The 385-nt window shown below is 43.6% G+C and carries 2 tRNA genes; both read right to left on the bottom strand.

What is annotated here, in order from left to right:
* Positions 1–101: 101 nt before the first annotated feature.
* Positions 102–177 (bottom strand) — tRNA-Phe (locus A6D97_RS07165).
* Between the two features lie 7 nt (positions 178–184).
* Positions 185–260: transfer RNA gene (locus A6D97_RS07160), tRNA-Thr, on the bottom strand.
* Between the last annotated feature and the right edge of the window lie 125 nt (positions 261–385).

The raw sequence follows: 385 nt of genomic DNA, 5'->3' as shown, positions 1-385 counted from the left end.
ATACGGATTAACAGTCCGCCGTTCTACCAACTGAACTAAAGGGGAATTATTTGTGTCAACATCAGGTCTATAAAGACCATTATTTGTTAAGCACCAAATAATGGTGCCTCGAGGCGGAATCGAACCACCGACACGCGGATTTTCAATCCGCTGCTCTACCGACTGAGCTATCGAGGCAAAAGAATGGTGCCGACTACCGGAGTCGAACTGGTGACCTACTGATTACAAGTCAGTTGCTCTACCTACTGAGCTAAGTCGGCACACTAAATTCTTTGCTTAAAGAGTTAAACTCTTCAATTAAAACCTCATATAAAATGAAGTCCTTTAAAAATGGCTCCCCTTGCAAGACTTGAACTTGCGACATACGGATTAACAGTCCGCCGTT

This window comes from Vibrio sp. ZF57, from assembly GCF_001691235.1.
GTDB lineage: Bacteria > Pseudomonadota > Gammaproteobacteria > Enterobacterales > Vibrionaceae > Vibrio > Vibrio crassostreae_C.
Note: the sequence above shows the minus strand (reverse complement) of the source record. Positions and strands in the feature narration are given on the sequence as shown.